Annotated in this window: 10 protein-coding genes and 2 pseudogenes; 6 read left to right on the top strand and 6 right to left on the bottom strand. The window is 64.4% G+C overall.

All coding sequences use genetic code 11. From position 1 onward, the window contains the following. Positions 1-467 (bottom strand): ferric reductase-like transmembrane domain-containing protein (locus BM417_RS05045; protein ID WP_218164322.1); only part of this gene is annotated, 467 nt, incomplete at its 3' end. Positions 468-678: 211 nt separating this feature from the next. On the opposite strand from BM417_RS05045, the gene BM417_RS47585 reads away from it, so the two are divergent. Continuing rightward, entirely contained in the window at positions 679-846 is a 168-nt protein-coding gene (locus BM417_RS47585) for a hypothetical protein (RefSeq protein WP_177320287.1), read from the top strand. Positions 847-1135: 289 nt separating this feature from the next. Here the strand turns inward: BM417_RS47585 and BM417_RS46640 are convergent, their stop codons facing one another. Beyond that, a complete protein-coding gene (locus tag BM417_RS46640) occupies positions 1136-1594 on the bottom strand; it encodes a DUF6292 family protein (protein WP_143138516.1) in 459 nt (152 codons plus the stop codon). Between the two features lie 1328 nt (positions 1595-2922). On the opposite strand from BM417_RS46640, the gene BM417_RS46635 reads away from it, so the two are divergent. The 4 genes from BM417_RS46635 (at position 2923) to BM417_RS05020 (ending at position 7587) form a co-directional block, all read left to right on the top strand. Continuing rightward, positions 2923-3960: an adenine nucleotide alpha hydrolase family protein gene (locus BM417_RS46635; protein WP_143138515.1), complete on the top strand. Its 1038-nt coding sequence runs from the start codon at positions 2923-2925 to the stop codon at positions 3958-3960. A gap of 934 nt (positions 3961-4894) precedes the next feature. Beyond that, positions 4895-5281 carry a hypothetical protein gene (locus BM417_RS46630; RefSeq protein WP_143138514.1) on the top strand — a complete coding sequence of 129 codons (387 nt, stop codon included), beginning with the start codon at positions 4895-4897 and terminating at the stop codon, positions 5279-5281. Positions 5282-5799: 518 nt separating this feature from the next. After that, the gene (locus BM417_RS50220) at positions 5800-5898 is read left to right on the top strand and encodes a hypothetical protein (protein WP_177320286.1); all 99 of its coding nucleotides are present in this window, start codon (positions 5800-5802) and stop codon (positions 5896-5898) included. Between the two features lie 444 nt (positions 5899-6342). Continuing rightward, a complete protein-coding gene (locus tag BM417_RS05020; protein WP_143138513.1) occupies positions 6343-7587 on the top strand; it encodes an MFS transporter in 1245 nt (414 codons plus the stop codon). 317 nt (positions 7588-7904) lie between these two features. On the opposite strand, the pseudogene BM417_RS50215 reads toward BM417_RS05020, so the two are convergent. From BM417_RS50215 to BM417_RS05005, 3 genes and pseudogenes are all read right to left on the bottom strand, one after another. After that, positions 7905-8344 (bottom strand): annotated as a pseudogene (locus BM417_RS50215) (ATP dependent DNA ligase). 141 nt (positions 8345-8485) lie between these two features. Next, positions 8486-8617 carry a hypothetical protein gene (locus tag BM417_RS49805; RefSeq protein WP_281251291.1) on the bottom strand — a complete coding sequence of 44 codons (132 nt, stop codon included), beginning with the start codon at positions 8615-8617 and terminating at the stop codon, positions 8486-8488. A gap of 914 nt (positions 8618-9531) precedes the next feature. Continuing rightward, positions 9532-10044: pseudogene (locus tag BM417_RS05005) on the bottom strand (transposase); the annotation flags it as partial. Positions 10045-10046: 2 nt separating this feature from the next. Between BM417_RS05005 and BM417_RS05000 the strand changes: the two are divergent. Then, positions 10047-10916 (top strand): ISL3 family transposase, encoded by an 870-nt coding sequence (locus tag BM417_RS05000; protein ID WP_407656080.1) that lies wholly within the window; start codon positions 10047-10049, stop codon positions 10914-10916. Positions 10917-11116: 200 nt separating this feature from the next. Here the strand turns inward: BM417_RS05000 and BM417_RS04995 are convergent, their stop codons facing one another. Continuing rightward, a complete protein-coding gene (locus BM417_RS04995; protein WP_093588487.1) occupies positions 11117-13948 on the bottom strand; it encodes an ATP-binding protein in 2832 nt (943 codons plus the stop codon). Positions 13949-14215: the final 267 nt, after the last annotated feature.

Here is a 14215-nt window from a genome sequence, read left to right as displayed (position 1 = left end):
TGCAGACGCCGGCGGATGGCCCGCGTCGAGATCACCCCGGTCACCACGATGATGGTGGCCGCGAGCATGCCCAGCAGCGAAGCGGGAACGCCCGCGAGGGCGAGGAACGTCTTCGCCATCGGCGCGTTGTCCAAGGTCGCGTACCCCAGCACGACGATCGTGGCGTGCGTGAGCACCGTCCACAGCAGCGTGAAGCCGACCCACCGGTGCCACACCGTCAAGCGGTCCATGCCGATGCGCCGATCGAGCCACGGCAGGCGAGCCACCAGCAACAACTGGAACATCATGATCAGCGCGGCGTGCAGGCCGAAGAACTTGGCGACGGTGAGGACCTCGTTCTTGCCCGCGCCCGCGGTCAGGAACAGGAACTCGACGATCGCCAGGTTCACGACGACGAACGCCCACAACGCCAACCGCGCCTGCACGACCGGAGCCAGTCCGTTGCCGACGATGCCTGAGTTCGTCACCTGCAGATCACCTCACGCAGAAAGAATCACACGGCCAGTGTTCGCGGCCGGCAGCTTGGAGATGCCTCGATGGCCATGTGAAGTCGAGACAGTATGTATCGGTCGGCCGCGCAGCGCAGCGATCAGTTCTCACGCCGTCGCCAACGACACCGAAAATCGGCTCGACCGAACACCGAACCTCGTCTGATGGGTTGTGTGAAGCAGCGACCCGGTGGCGCCGGACGCCGACGGCATCCGGCGCCAGGACCGGCGTTGCCGGGTCTGGTCGTGCAGAGCGCGCAAGTGCGGTGAGTTCGACCGCAATGGTCACCATGATCGCCAACTGGTGGACAGCGAGGATCTGCACGCCGCGGGTGGCATGCCCAGACAGGAACTGTGAATCCACAGCCGGTCACCAGCAACGGCACACCTCTGCAGAACCTCCGTGCAACTTGATGTCACAGGCGGCCCGGTCTGGTGGTTTGGCGGGCTGTCGCCCGTTACCAGTGGCAGCCCACCAAACACCCCTTGCACCCCGATGCGCCGGTGAGTTCCACCGCGTCACCAGCCACGTCTAGTCCAGGCCACAACTATCGACCACGCAGACACCGAACTTGACCGGGTTCACCCGATTGCACACGCAGGGTGACACCCGCGGGATGGCATGCGTCAAGGTAGGCGGTGCGTGTTCAGAGGTTGCGAGGCGGCAGCATCGCCGTCTGCGTGTCCGGTCCGGTAGGAGCGTAGGCCGCCAGGCGCAGCCGTACCTCGCTGCGCCGGTAGTCGCCGGACATGGCGGCTGGCGCGTACCTGTCGCTGACCACGCTGTGCACGAACGCGGCGACCACGCGAGGCGCCGGCACGATGTCCTCGCTGTAGGACGCCAGCATCACGAAGTCGGCGCCGGCCTCAGCGCCTGCCGACCAGCCTGACTTCTCGTCCCATACCAGCGCGAGCCGTTGTTCGGCGTTGCCAGGCATGCACTGGGGTAGCGGCAGATATGCGGTGGCTTCAGAGCTCCACGCATACCGGCTTCCGTTCAGGTCAGCGCGGAGCGCGGCCGCGACCAGCTGTACGTAGCGGTGCAGGCCGCGCTGCGCCGGATCATGGCTTGACGCCGTCATGGCGTTCTCACGGGTTCTGTCCATTCTCAACACCACACTCACTCCGTCAGTGCGAAACGCGTTCCTGCAGAGCTTGACCGGTCGATACCGGCGGGCGTGAGTTGATCACCGGATGGTGGTGTGTCGCCGCTCCGTGCAGCCACGGTACCTCGCTGACGCGCGCCAGGTTGAGCGGCCGTTTGTGCGCTGTGCCAACGAACTTCACGGTCGCGACCCGATCCGGAAGGGATACGCGCTGTGCGCCACGGATCCAGACTCAGTCACCCGCAGGCGAACCAGCCGAACCGGGGCCAGGTTTCATGCCAGGACGCAGGATTGACACGACGCACACGACAACTTCTCGCGCACATGACATGTGCGAGTGCACGATCAGCTGCAGGTTCCACGACGTGGATACGTCCGCGGACGTGACTCGCGGATCGCGTCCACACTGGTCGTGCCGGCGGCCAGGGCGCGAATCGAGGAGGTAAGCCGCGCGCTCGTTGCCGTACCTCGGCGGTTAGGTGTCATACACCTGGGCGATGCCGTGACTGGCGTCGCCCAGGTGCATCTCTTGATGGTCGCATGAGAGACCCAGTTGGTGGGTGCTCCGCGTTTACCACCCACCACCGAGGCCCCGTCACCGTGTCCCGGCGGGAACACGCGCACTGCGGCATGCGAACCAGTGCCGTGCCGACCCGGCGGACCCACTGCGGCAGCGGGACGAGCATCGAACCGGCGACAACACCAACCTCATCTCAACAGTTTGGGCAGCGGATGGTAAGGGCACAACGGGCACAGTATGTGGCCCGTTCGCTCCCAGCGGGCTACCGACAACCAGGTCAGCAACCTCGACCCAGGTCGACACCGGCGTCGATGCAGCCAGGTCGGGCAGCGAGCGAGGATCTCCTTATGCCCCAGCACATGCACGGGCCTGACAGATCCGCTTGGGGGCTGATTCGGGACAACTGCGTCCCGTCCTGTCAAGCGCTCAGCGCTGGCGTCGGTCGCCGTCAGCTGATTGTCCACAGAAGACTTACCATCGGCGCAGTGCTGCACGGCCCTCCCGGCGGCAGTGCCTCCGCAGTCCGCCGGCGCTGCCTCCGCAAGGTGATCTTGTGGCCAGCGCCATCGTCACCGCATCCGAGCGGCCTGACGGAGGCATTGACCCGCCAAGCCGCCGCACTGACCATGAGTCCACACAGGAACATCCATCGGCAGGTCAGGATGACACGCAACCGCAACCCGTCACGGTCACGAACAGTCCATCGGCGGACGGCCCTCGTGAGCATCACCCTGCGCAAAGACGCGCCTTTGGCAACACAGTCTTCTACTCCGGCCTAATGCGACATGTGAACGAGGAGCTTACTTAAATGAGCCAGCACGAATCGCCGCGTACCAGTTATCGAAACGATGGAGGACAGTTTGATCCGGAAGGCTACGTCAATTTCATTCGCTCACGCTTTGGTGAACTCGCAGGAGAAACCGTTCTTGCGTGTGTTTCTGGCGGCGTTGACTCGGCCGTCTCTGCGGCGCTGCTAAGTCTTCTTGAAGTTGACTTGGCTCCTGTGATAATCGACTCCGGTTTTATGTCGCATGGCGAGCCTGATGAGTCGCGTCGCTTGTTGAAAGAATCCGGCTTCTGTGTCGAAGTAATCGATGCAGGCAGTGCTTTTCGTGCCGTTCTCCGAGGTGTGCACAGTGGGCCCGAGAAGCGTGTCGCTTTTAGGAGGGCCTACTTTGACGTGCTCGAGCGTGTTCTTGACGACAGGAACATCAAATTCCTGGCACAAGGCAGCCAGGCGCACGGCATAAATGGCAATCCAAACTCCCTTGACCGCGGAGCCCACAATTCTCCTCCTCCTGAAATACTTCGCAAGTTCGAAATAATTGAGCCAGTGTTGGGTTTGTCGAAGGAGGAGATTCGTGCGCTTGCCAGTCATCTGCAATTGCCGCCGGAAATAGTCGCAAGGCGCCCGTTTCCTGGCCCGGGACTACTTCTTAGATTTGCGGGCGAGTTTACCCCTGAAAGATGCAGTCTCATAAGAGAGGCTACTCATATTGTTGATAACTATGTAACGGAAAATAAGTCACTATTTGATGAGTGCTGGCAGATCTTCCCGTATCTGACAAGCACGACACCGGCTTTTTATATAGATCACTCAGGTGAGCCTGATCTGGGCAGCACTCTACTGATTCGGGCGGTGCGGAAGACTTTTGAGCGGGATGGTGCTTCCTATACGCCGTTTTTCTTGGACTGGCCGGATCAGGTTCGGCTGGTGGAGCTATTGATGGGTATCGAGGGGATCGCGCGCGTCTGTCTCGATATTACCCCGAAGTATGCCGCCGCCAATAAAATTGGATCCCATATTGTAGAGTACCGCCCAGGTGCGACTGTTGAATACATATGAGTTGCGCCGGCGGGCGTCGACGTGGTTTGCCTGCGCTTTCGACGCCGTGGTATTCGCCCATGGCGGCGGGTAGTCGTGGTTGAATTCAGAATTCTGACTGCCCTGGCTAGCTCGCCGCTCACCTCGCGGTGCAGATGTGCTCGGAGTGTGGGCAATGCGCGCGACTGGGATCTGCTGGGACGCGGTTCGGCGGTAAGTCTGTCATGGCTGACCGTTCTGCTCTCCAAGTTTTGGTTGTCCGTGGAGGGTGATTTTCAAACGTACGTTTCGACTGAGTCAAGTGCTTCCCGTGAGTTGGAGCAAAACTGGAGCACGATCTCCCGGAGCCGCGAAATAGGATCGAGCGGCTGCTTCAGGCTCGGTCACTCGTTCGCGTGGTGTTCAGCAGGATCTTCAACCCGGCGGTTGACGTGATTGCCACGTGACCCGGCGCCACGCCCAGGTGGTCGGTGGGCTCGTGCGCAGCGGGCATTTGGGGCCAGTCCATGCGGCCCAGCCCGCTGCGTGCCGGTCCCGCCCCCAAGTGGGCTGTCATCCGGCGGTCGGCCGCCGCGCCTTCGTCATCTACAACCGCGTGTGCGCGCGGTGCCTTGTGACCCGCCAGGTGTCCATGTTCTCGGGCGGGTGCGTGGGTTGCGTGCTGACCTTCACGCCACTTTGGACATGCGTGGACAGATTCTCTCGGTTCGCCGTCTGAGTAGCGCGCGAGCGCGTAGCGGCGAACAGGTGATCAATCATGGCGAAGGGTGAGCACACCAGCCCGCCCGCGGCGAGAGCGGCGTCGAACGTACTGCAAAATGTCCGGTCCGGCAGGGCGGCGCATGCCGATGTCGAGTCTGACCAGCGGCGGCAGCGGTTCACCGATCCGCGGCTGTCGAGGACCACGATAGACGAATGGATTCGAGTCTGATCAGAGGCGCACGGTGTCGAGGCGATGACGTGGTCGACCTACGACTCTCACATCCGCAATCACATCCTTCCTCGGTGGTCCGGCACGGCTGTCGGTGACATCGAGCGCATCAAGGTGAAGGGATGGGTGAACAAGACTCTCAGACAGAATCTGGCCGACAAGAGCGTCAAGGACATTCTGGTGCTGTTCTCGATGATCCTCGGGGAGGCGGTTGAGGAGGGGCTGCTCGCTCTGAACCCGTGCCGGAAGTTGAGGATCACCTTCGGCGAGGCTCCCGAGCGGCCGTATGCCAGCACGGATGAAGTCGATGCGCTTGCGGGGCGAATGGCTCCGAACTATGGCACCGTTACTGCGCTGACCTGCAGAAATAAGACTTCTGTAGGTTGGTGCTGGTCTGTTCAGGTCCATTGAGGACCGTTGCGGCATGCTCGGCGCACGGAGGTGCTCCCAATTTGCTCCCACTCCGTGCTCCCAAGTAGCTCGTCGCGCGGTCGTTGGCAGGTCGCCCTCCGACCGCGCGTACGCCGAGATCAGCGGGCAGCGCACGCGGCGCGTTGGCCTTGTCTCTGACCTCGGCGTCACCGTCGATGAAGGTGACGCCGAAGTCGTGCAGGACGAGTTCCTTGTAGACAGTGCTGGTGAACTTCACGCGCCACCACCTCCAGCCAGGGCCTTGGTCTGCCACGCCTTGCCAGTTCTGTCGAGCTGCTCGAACTTAGGAGCGTTGTCGGCATCACGGCGGGCCTCGGCATCGTCATGGGCGTCGAGGGCGGCAGCGTGGACGAGATCCTGGCCGACAAAGTGGGCGCGGTTCCGGCGGTGCTGCTGGCCTGAACCATCCTGCACTTCGGCTACACGGATGGGTACGCACGGGCCTACTACGCTGCTCTGCCGGAGGAGGCGCTTCCTTCGACGGCTCGCCGCAGCCCGTGTACGCGGACTTCGTCTACTTCGCCTTCACGTTCGGCACCACGTTCGCGACTTCGAACGTGGAGGCGAGGGACCCGCGACACGCGTGCGGGTGCTGACGCACAGTGTGCTCTCGTTCGTCTGCAAAACCGTCACGCTGGGCATCGCGATCGGAGTGGTTACGGGCAAGTGACCAGTCATGCCCTCGCTGGCTCACAACGTCCTCCGTGGAGGGAAGCGTTCGTGCCGCGGTGATCCGTGTCCGCAGCGGGGCCGCTCGTCTGCCGAGCGACCCCGCTGTCTGTCTCAATCCTTCAGGCCGTCACTTCCACGGCGGCGGGGCGATCGCGCTCATGTCCCCTCCTCTCGTCAAGAGTTGCACCGCAACTGAACATCGGCAGTTGTTCGAGTACAAGGGAAATGGTGTGAAAGTGCAACGCAACGTGCACTGGTGCGCGCCTTGATCGATTGCGGCTGGGCTTCCCGCCCCCTGGCGGGTATGCACCGTGCTGCGGCTTCCAGGTGACCGGAGCCGAGGTAGCCGGTTCTGGAGGAGAGTGGCGATGACAGCCGGTAGAACAGAACGAATCTCGTTCTGTGCGGTGTTGCGCGTCGGCGAGTTCCGCGCGATGTGGCTGGCCGAGATGCTGTCGTTCACCGGTGACCAGTTCGCGCGGGTCGCGCTGGTGGTACTGGTGTTCGACCGGACTAACTCAGCCGCGTTCGCCGGTCTGACCTACGCCCTGACGTTCATCCCAGTTGCAGCCGGAGCTCTGGCGTTGTCCCACATCGCCGACCGGCGCTCGCGTCGTGAAGTAATCGTCGTTGCGGATGGTCTTCGAGCTCTGGTGGTCGGGGTCATGGCGGTTCCGGGCATCGATCTGGGGTGGTTGTGCGTCCTCGCGGCCGTAATGTCGTTCATCGGCGGTCCATACGGCGCCGCGCAGCTCGCGCTGCTGCGCGATCTGCTCACCGCGGACCAGTACCCCATGGGCATGACAGTGCGTCAGGTCACCGTTCAGGCGGCACAGCTCGTGGGATTCGTGGCGGGTGGCGTTCTGTCCGCCGCGCTGAGTCCTCAGTCATGCCTGGCGATCAACGCCGTCACGTTCGCCGTTTCCGCCCTGATCATCCGGACCGGTGTCCGTTCGCGGCCCGCCGCGGCTCCGGTCTCGTCCTCTGGCCGGTTGGTTGCGGGTGGCATCGGACTGGTGTGGCGGGATCCGCGCCGTCGCGCGATCTTCATGATGACCTTTCTGGGAGTCTTCTACGTCGTCCCGGAAGGAATCGCCGCGCCGTTTGTGCACGAGCTGGGGCACGGAGCCGGCGTGGTGGGAGTGGTGCTGGCCAGTTGCGGTGTCGGCGCGATGATCGGGCTGCCGCTGTTCTTCCGATTCGTGACACCGGATCGGCAACGGGGCGCGCTGGCGGTGGTGTGTCTGTCTGCGGGACTTCCGCTCGTCCTGGTGCCGCTCGGAGCTGGAATTTACGGGGCGATGCTGTTGTTCGCCGTCAGCGGCGCTCTGTGGGCCGCTCTGGTGGTGATGTCGGTTTCGTTCCTGTCACAGCTGCTGCCGGATGACCGAAGAGCCCAGGGGATGGGCGTGGCTTCCTCTGCGAACATCACCGCTCAGGGCCTGGGGGCAGGGCTCGCGGGTGTGCTGGCGGAGGTGGTGAGCCCTTCGTGGGTGATCGCGGTCGCCGGGGCGCTGTCCGTGCCGGCGGCATTGTGGCCCTGCCTGTTGTGGCTGAGATCGACGTCCAGGTCCACCGAGGGAGTGAGGCTCACCGAGAGCACGCTTTCGTGACGGTCACCCTCACCTCCAGGCGGCGACGGGCGACCCGGCGACCAGCCACTCGAACGCCGACCGCGCCGCGTCCAGCGGCATGGAATCGCGCTTGGAACTCGAGTGCGGAATAGCCTCACGTGAAGTCATGAAATGACTCCCGAAAGCAAGTCGGAATCAACGACTCGTCCAGGACGCCACAGCAGTTAGTGTCAACCGACAACCAAACTGGTACCGCACTATTGCCGCAGAGGTGTCGGCGACCATCAAACCCGTGCAAACCTTCCTCAAGATCTACTTCGGCGCCTTCGTGGATCATGGTGCTCGGCATTTCGAGATCAAAATAATTGCCCGGTAATACCCGTCTGGTAGCCAATGCCGAGCTCGATCGGCTCGGGCGCCGGTGACGGGCTCGGACGACCGGGCTGCGGCGCGGTCACCTCGGCGGGGCCTCGGTCCGCGTGCAGGCCTCGCCACGCGGTGTGCCGCAGCCGGCCGTCGTTGCCACGCGTGAACTGCCGGAACCGGACCTCGCCGACGACGAGAGGGTCTACCCAACGGGCACAGGCGACATCCTCACGGAGCGGTGGCTCGCGAACGGATGGCCGGGCCGCTCCAACGGCTGCAGCCGGTCACGCAGGTGGTCGCGTTCCTGGCGGGTGAAGCTGGTGCCGACGTCCCCGATGTAGACCAGGTCACCGGTGTCCGGGTCGTGCGCGCCGAGCAGCAGACCCCGACGGTGCGGGTGAAGCCGCTCTGACCTGGTCTCCAGCAGCACACGATGACTTCACGGGTCTGCACGAGCGGGTGCTTGCACCAGAAGTCCGGCCGCTTGCCTGGCAGGGAGTCGAGCCGAATCACAACTAGATGGACGCAATGTCGGCTCACTTCGACTTGCCTGATCCGGCTCCACCTGTGATCAACGCGGCGCCGCCGCGTCCCCGCGCAGCATCGCGCAGCTGGCCGTGCAGCACCGCTCGTTCAGTCGTTCGCCCCACCTGGGCTGCAACGACTCGCCGACGGTCGTCAGGGCGCCGATTGCCCACGTCAACGAGACCAACCCTCGTCGGCATCAAGGGGAACCTCTCCGTACCCCGTTGTACCTACGTGAGTTCCCGGATGTTACGTAGGTCACGTCAGTGGAGTGTGGTGATCCCAGCGACCCGGAAGGAATGCGTCATGTCGCACCCGTCTCCGCAGCGATTTGCCGAACGATACGAGAGCCTTGCTGACCGTGATCTCGCCGCAATGCTGGCGGCTGAAGACGTCGAGGAAGAATCCGGCGGGTTGCACGCACTGGACCGGATCACATGTGCCGTGCACCGCCGATGGGCCCATGAGTGCATCGCATCACCGTTGCACATTATCGCGGTGACCGGTCATCGCTGGTGCCGTACGTGTCAGACGATGGCAATGGTGTCGGTGGACCACCTGGCAGGTGTTGTGAAGGTGCTCTGCCCTCGTTGCTGGCGCGCCCCCGCCAGCCCCGCTACGGCTCAGATCATTCGTACGTGCGAGGCCAGCCTGCACGCTGCCCGACGTCACTCCACGCCCCAACGAACTCGACCGTCCCGAGAGGCGGATGAGCTGAGGCCGCCGTCATGGCCTGCGAAAACAGCGGACCGCCAGCCGGTTGCAGCTGCATGAGAAGATCCACAAGGTCTCAAGCACAATTGTTCAAGGCGGAGATCTTCGATGCCTGGAACGAAGACCTCCGCCATCAGCGCTCGGCCTGATTCTCGGACATCACACGGCGCGATGCACAATCCAACTCGCCGATGTGGCTGCCTGACAACTTCTTCGCTCAGACAGTGGGAACGCACTACTTTGCCAGCATCGACTCCGCCAGCCCGGATCTCTCGTGCGGGTGACGGCCTGGCTTGAGAGCGTGTCCGGCTGCGGTGGTGGGTCCTCCTTTCGGTGTTCAGGGTCGTTGCGGTGGCCCCTTGTCGGCTGGGGATGTGTGGTGGCGAACGCGGTCAACCGGAGTCCATCGGCGTCGGTGAACCGCAACTGCGCGTCGGGATGCGGGCGTTCCTTGCGCACGACCACACACATGTCCTGGGGCCACCCGGACATCTCCAGAACTCCGGTCGCTTCGGCGACCCATGCCCCGTCACGCGGGCTGCGTTCGTCGTTGTAGGCCGGGGTCCACGCGTGTGCGGGGATGCGGGCGAGGCGTTCGACCGCGTCGTCGGGCAGGGTGAACCCGAGTGAGTAGCCCGGTTTCCTTGCGTGCAGCCATTGCGCGAACTCGTGGGTTCCGCCGGCGGCGTCGGTGCGGACGAGTACGTTGCGGCCGACCCGTCCGCCCTTGGCGGTGAAAGCCAACTGCCGCAACGCATCGCGGGTCACCGCGATGTGGTCGGCGGCGGCGTTCGACCCGGCGTTGCCTGGCCGGAGCATGATGGACAGAGGTTCGCCGGTGCCATGTGTGCCGTGGTCGGCGAAGGAGCACAACGGGTCGATACGTGCGCCGGCTGGCGGACGCGCCGGTTGGTGGCCGACAGCTGGTGGTCTGGCGGCGGGTGCGCCGCTGGTTCTGTGACGGTGTGGAGTGTGCGATCAAGACCTTTGCCGAGCAGGTCGATGGGGTGACCGTGCGGCACGGGCGCCGGACACCGCTGCTGCGGGCGATGCTGGAGCGGATCGCGGCGGCGCTGGCAGGGCGAGCCGGGGCGCTGCTGGTCTGCTCGCTGTCCGCTCCGGCCAGCATGTCCACGCTGCTTCGGCTGGCCATGGCGTTGCCGGATCCGTCCGCCGTGACACCGAAAGTACTGGGAGTAGACGACTTCGCGCTGCGACGCGGCCATCACTACGGCACCGTGCTGATCGATTGCGAGACCGGCGCTCCGCTGGAGCTGCTGCCCGGCCGCGACGCTGAGACGCTGGCCGGCTGGTTGGCAGCGCATCCCGGGGTCGAGGTCATGTGCCGGGATCGCTCCGGGTCGCACGCGGAAGGGGCCCGGCTCGGAGCGTCTGTTGCCACGCAGGTCGCCGACCGGTTCCACCTCTGGCAGAACCCAGGCAAGGCCGTCGAACGCTGCGTGGCCCGCCACCGAAACTGTCTGCGTCCCGCCGGACCAGCAGCTCCTGGCCAGACAGATACGGCGAACCATGAATCTCAGGACGAACAGCCTGCGGGCAGGTTTGCCCAGCGTGCCCGCTTGCATCACGCGAAGGTGCACGAACTGATCGTGCAAGGACACAGCAACCGCAGCATCGCTCGAGGCCTGGGCTGGGACAGAGAACCGTGCAGCGCTATGCCCGCGCCGCCACCTGGCAGGAAATCGTGGCCGGCTGGGGTGGCAGGTGGAGCGGCGCCAACTGTCCTAAAGAGACGGAGGTAGCGGGTCAGGCCTTGGTAGCTGCCGCTGCAGCCCTGCTCGCCGCTGTATACGGTTGCGCTAGGCGTGCGGCCATGGTGCGTACCGCGTCGCATGATCTCCGGCGGTTGTAGGCAGTGGCGGGATGGGTGTGTGCCCTGGTTTGCGGCATGGAGGGACAGTTCGACGTTGCCAGGAGTGGAGGCTCCCGCTCCTTCATCCCATCAGGTCGCTGCGGTGAGTTGGTCGGCGGCGAGCCTGGCAATTTCGATCCGGCTGCGTGCTCCGAGTTTGGTAAGGATGTGGGAGACGTGGGTTTCCACGGTGCGGCGTGACAAGAACAGTTCCTGGGCGATCTGCGGGTTGGACTTGGCCTCGGCTACTGATCGGGCTACCCGGACTTCGGTGTCGGTGAGGCTGTCCCACCCTGAGGTGGCCTTGCGACGGGTGGCGTGGGATCCGGTCCGCATCCCGAGTTCGCGGAACCGTGCGCGGACGCGTTTCAGATCCCAATGCGCCCCGAGTGTCTCGTAGAGCGCGAGTGCCTCGATTAGGTGCGGGCGGGCGGCGGTTCGGTCGCCACGTTCCGCGACCACGACCGCTAGGCCCTCGACTGCTTGGGCCAGCAGCAGCTGCTCCCCGGCCGAGCGGTAGATCTTGATCGCCTCCGCCAAGAAGTCCGGGTCGCGTTCGGCCAGGCCGCGGCATTCGGCTCGCACGCCCGGATGCAGGTCGGCTCGCTCCTCATTCCACTGCAGGATCTGCGCGACAGTGTCCTGCTCGCCCAGTGCCACAGCCAGTCGCGTGGCCTGCACCCGTGGACTGACGAACCTGTCCGCCCACCACTCCGCGGCTGGGTTGTCGCCGGTCATTAGTCGTGCCAGCGCTTGCCGTTGGTGACCGGCACGTTCCAGCAGCAGGGATTCCAACGTTGCCCACATACACTCGGCGCCCCAGTTGGGCCCCATCTGCTTGGCCGCGTCGGCCACATGCTGAACGTAGGGTCCGGCCAGTGGCTCGTCCTCGCGGTGCAGCGCCGCCAGCGCCGACAACATAGCGGGCCGAGGATGCGAACATCCGAGCTCATAGACGGAGTCCGCCTCGACGAACAGGTCGTCCCACATACCTGTGACGAACAGGCAGGTCGCCGACGTGGTCGCCGCATCGCCGGCATACCTGCGACTGCCCGCCCGGTCCGCGATCGTCCGGACCGCCGCAGCCTCCGCGGCCGCTTCATCGAACTTGAGATCGATTAACAGGTAACCAATGCGGGTGTGCAGCAACTGCAGCTTGAGATCCAGCAGGTCCGGATGGCCCTCCAGCGCCCAGAGTCCCCGCTCGAGACATTGCTGGCGCCCAAGCTCATCGTCCCAGTCGTACCAGCTCGCCAGCAGCCACAACAACGCCACCGACCGTGCGTCGTCGAACTCCTTCACCTTTGGCAGCAGCTCACGCACCTTGGTCTTATTGTCCAGAAAATTGGCCAAGTCAGTAATAACCGGAAAACGCATCCGGGCGAGTTCCAGTCGCAGCCGATGTGCCGGGTTCCAGTCGCGTTCGGTCTCAGCTCGATCTAGCGCCGCCACAAGCTCGGTGTGCTGGCCACGCAACCAGAGGCCTTCGGTCATCAACTCGTACAGCTGCAGCGCCAGGTCCGCGTGGATGTCTTGTGGCCCGCCGGAGAGGGTTCGGTCGATCACCTGATCCGCTTCGTCGTGCCGGGCCGCCGCATAGAGGGCGGTGGCCAGCGCAACCGCCAGCCGCGGCCGCCGCGCATCCCCGGCCACGGCCTCCTCCCACGCCTGCCCTAATAGGGTGATCGCGATCTCGACGGCCTGGTTGGCCAGCATCGGCCCCTCGGCGACCAACCAGTCGATCACCCAGTCGGCCGCCGGCAGCTGACCGCCGCATTCCACCACCGCGACAAGTTGCCGGGCTACCACAACGGCGTCGGCTTCCCGCCGGATAAATTCACGGGCCAATTCCTGGTGCCATGCGGCTCGGACAGCCTCCGCGACCTGCTCGCGCAGCACGTCGCGGATCAACGGGTGCCGGAACGCCATCCTCGCACCCACTGACACAATCACACCTGCAGACTGGGCGTCGCGCAGCAACGCGCCGAACTCGACGACCGTCTGGTTCGCGGCGACCGCGAGGTCGGTCACCGAGAACTCCACTCCCAACAACGCCGCGACCTGCAGAATGTCACGCACGGGAGGCGACACTAGGTCCAACCGGCCCGCGATCGCCTCAGCCAATGAGGCCGCCTCGTAGCCGCGCACGGCGTCCACGTTGCCGTCGCGGCTGACCAGCGCCTGGTTGCGATGCAGGCTGCTGATCAGCTCGGTAGTGTAAAACGGGTTGCCACCGGCTGCGGCCGCCATCTCCAGCAAACGCTTCCCCGGCCGACCGCCGACCAGGTTGGTCACCAACTCGGCGGCCGCCGAGCTGGACAACGGCGCGAGTTCTAGTAGCACGGCGCGCCCGCCCTGGTGCAGGTCGCTCACATGTCGGTGCAGCGCTGTCAGCTCGGGCCGGTCATGGCCCGGCCGCATCGCACCGACCACCAGCAACGGCGACTGCTCCGCAACCCGCGTCAACCGGCGCCACAATCTCACTGACGCCTCGTCCGCCCAATGTAAATCATCGAACATCAACACCACCGGCGAGGCAGCACACACATCCTCGATCCAGCAGATCAACTGCTCCGTTCCCGCGATGACCAAGTCGGCAACACCGACCTCGCCCCGTCCACGCATGAGCCGCCCGATGTCAGCCTGTCCGCACGCGGCAGCGGCCTCGACCAAAGGCAGCAGCGGGAAAGGTTGATTCAGTTCGTCACCCACGGCTCGGATGATCTGCGCCTCCTGAACGTTCCCCCGTAGCGCGGCGAGAAGCGATGACTTACCGCTGCCGGCCTCACCGATGATCAGACAGGTGCTGCCCTCGCCGCGGCCGAGGGCCACACCCAGCTCGCGCAACGCGGCCCGTTCGGGATCCCGTCCCACCAGCAACCCCTGGGGCAACCCCGCCCTCTTCTTCGCGACCTGCGACATCGACCCACCTCATCGCTCCGACAACTACACCCTGTCCTATCTCACGATGCCGTCTGTCACCACCCGAGCTCTGCACGACTTACGGAACTTCCGTTCTAGCTCGCTGCTTTCATGACGTTCCGCGTGAAGGGTGGGTTTGTCAAACTTTCGGTTGTGCCGGTGATTGCGTGATCAAATATTTCTCGGTCGTCGCGGTGCGGTCATTTGGTGAAGAGGATTCTCTTGCTTAGCAGGCGGAAGCTGGTTTGTCGTAGGTCTGGCGCTTGA

The sequence above is a fragment of the Lentzea waywayandensis genome (genome assembly GCF_900115955.1).
In the GTDB taxonomy this organism is placed as follows: Bacteria; Actinomycetota; Actinomycetes; order Mycobacteriales; family Pseudonocardiaceae; genus Lentzea; species Lentzea waywayandensis.
The sequence above is the reverse complement of the archived record's forward strand: the minus strand, read 5'-3'. Positions and strand labels throughout refer to the sequence as shown.